Origin of the sequence: Sulfitobacter sp. G21635-S1, from assembly GCF_027213915.1 — a bacterium.
In the GTDB taxonomy this organism is placed as follows: Bacteria; Pseudomonadota; Alphaproteobacteria; order Rhodobacterales; family Rhodobacteraceae; genus Sulfitobacter.
In genome coordinates this window covers 1-2,723 of sequence record NZ_JAPWGV010000063.1, presented here as the reverse complement: position 1 = coordinate 2,723, position 2,723 = coordinate 1, and the positions used below count along the sequence as shown (strand labels likewise).

Genomic DNA, 2,723 nt, shown 5'->3' with positions numbered 1-2,723 from the left:
GGCCCGGCGATGTTCTCGTCGTTGATCGGCTCGACGTAGTAATCCCAGCCGCCCGCCTCGACGCAGCTCGGGGTCTCTGCGAAGAGCCGGACAAACTCGATGCTGCCATCGAAGGTGGTCTGGGCGAGGAACTTGAAATCGGTATTGCCGGTCAGCGCCGTCAGGCTGTCCAGGAACAGACCGTTGTCCGTTACTGTTTCGCCGCTGACATTGGTGCCGCCGATCAGCCGCGGCTTGACGTCGCCCGCGACATAGCCCGAAACCTCGAAGGCGACCCGGTAGGTGGTGCCTGCGGTCAAAGGCAGGGTCTGCGCAAGGTTGCCTGCGGCACCTGGCGTGAAGGTTGCCTTCCCACCGGCAATGGCCCAACCGCTGTCGAGGCTCCAATTGTCCGCGCTGTTGAAATCCGCAGAGCTCAGCAGGTTCACACGGGTGCCGTCGCCGTCGACATAGTTCAGCGTCGATCCGGCAGAGACCTCCAGACGGCTGCCGATCGCATGGGTCTCGCGGTCGAGCGGGTTGCCCGCGGGCACGCGGTAGATCTGCAATTGGGTCGGCGCGCCGTTCTCCGGCACTGCAACCACCAGGGTGGCATGGCCCAGACTTCCGGTGGCGGAGATCGCTTCGTCGTCAAGCGCGGCCGGGATGGCGGGGTCATCCGCACCGATGGTCAGGGTTGCGACGGCGGTGTAGTCGCCGGGCGTGGTGTTCGCCAGGGCGCGGGCGCGGAACTCGATCTCGTTGCCCGCCTCGTAGACGTCCAGGCTGATGCCGCCAGCCGCAACCGGAATGGTCTCGGTGGTCCAGACGCCGGAGCTGGTCAGGCGATGATCGAACTCGAAGGCATCAACGAGGGCGGTTGAGCCGGTTCCGGTCTGCAACACGACCTCGAAGCCATCAGGATCACCCGTGCCGATCAGGCCCGATGCGACCGAGACAAAGAGCGGCACCGCCGGGATGACGGCGGTCTGATCGATGATCTCGCCGATCCGGCCGTCCCATTCGGGTGGGACCTCGGCGTCGGTCAGCGTGTCGATCTCGGGTGCAGCCGCAACCATCATCACCCGCGCGCCAAAGTCATCGGCCCCTTCGATGCCCCGCACCCTGAGGGGCAGGCTCTCGGTCGTAGTCGGGCCGAGATGCACGGCCTCGCCGACGGTCGGCACCGCCGTCCGGTCCAGCAGACGCACCGCGCGGGTGGGCTCCTCCATCGGGGCGATCTTGCTGATCACCGAGCTGCCGATCACGTCTTCCTCATCCGCGAAGACCCGGAACCGGACGCCAAAGTCTTCGCCGACTGTGATCTCTTCGTCGAGTTCGACCAGCGCACCTGTCACCGATTTTACCCTCGCCGAGATCTGGGTCCGGTCCAGCACGTCGAAACTGCCCATGACCAGGTCACCGCGGGTTACCACCCGGGCGCGGCCTGATTGCATGGCCGAGAAGCTGTCGGGCCGGTAAATCAGCTCGTACATCCGGCGGCGGGCTTCGATCCAGATTTCAGCTGGATCGGTTTTGCCAGGCATCTCCATGGTTTCGGTGAGGGAGACATCGCCAACGTGTCCCGGCCAGGGAATGACCCGCTCGGCTTCCTCGTAGTTGTTGGTCTCGTCCAGGAACCGAACGCGCACACCGTCCGGCGGGTTGAAGTAGGTGCGGGACCATTCGAACTGGTCGGAGTTGCGCGGGTTGATGTGATCAACCACCAGCGTTTCAGGCCGGTCGATTACCACGCCCCATTTGACCCCGTCGTGTCGCGGGCTGGCGCGACCGGCCGCGCAGATCGCCAGCAGCATTTCCCCCAGCGTCTCCTGGCCGTCATGGACCCGGTCGTACTTGAGGCCCTTCTCGACGCACCAATCATGCCAGTCGGCGATCTGGTCCCAGTCGATGGCAGAGGAGGACGCCGGAAAGGGGTTCATCGGCCCGGTGAGGGCAGCAACATACGCGGTCGCTGGAGTGCGCCCGTAGCCGGTGACCCATTCGCCTTCCTCGTGGATCAGCGCCTCGCGTTCGATCAGCGCGTTAAAGGCGTTTAATGGGCCATTTAACTGGTAGGTTGCGCGCACCCGGATCGCCACCAGGGCAAGCGGTTTGTCGAAGTTGATCGGATACTCCGGCCGGATCGACTGGATGCCCGACAGCACAACCTTGTCGGAAGCTTGCGTGCTGGTGCTGTCATCGGTCATCCGGGTGACTTCGATCTGCCAGCGCCCGCGGGTGGGAAGGGTCCAACGGTGCTGGCGCAGGAAGCCCTCCTGCTTCTTGGCCGTGATCGCCAGGGTCACTACCTCCTGCCAGACACCCACGCCATTGAGGCGCGCCCGGATACGCACGCTGACGCTGCGCGGGGCAACCCGGCCCTTGTCGTCAATGGCATAAAGACCCGCCGGATATGCCAGGATCACGGAAGCTTGCGCCGAGTTGGACGCCGTGAAGCGCGTGACGGGTGTTTCCACGCCAACCGAGCCGGGAATGATCTCGCCGGTCAGGTCGCGCGGCTTGGGCCGGACCAGCTGGACACCGGCGTTTTCCTCGAGCACCTGCTCGGGGTAAAGGCCGATCGGCAAGTCATCTACCCGGCCTTCGCGGATCTCGACATCGGCGTCCTCGTAGTCACTGATCGGCGTGTCGCCAATTCGCAGGTCGGAGATCCGCAAGGGGCCATAGCCAAGGCAGAACAGCGCCCGGACATATTGCTGGTCGCCGACGATCTCGGTCCA

At 64.7% G+C, this 2,723-nt stretch carries 1 protein-coding gene; it reads right to left on the bottom strand.

What is annotated here, in order from left to right; translation table 11 throughout:
* A partial coding sequence (gene gpJ, locus O4H53_RS27240; protein ID WP_269368047.1) for a TipJ family phage tail tip protein occupies positions 1–2,723 on the bottom strand: 2,723 nt, incomplete at both ends.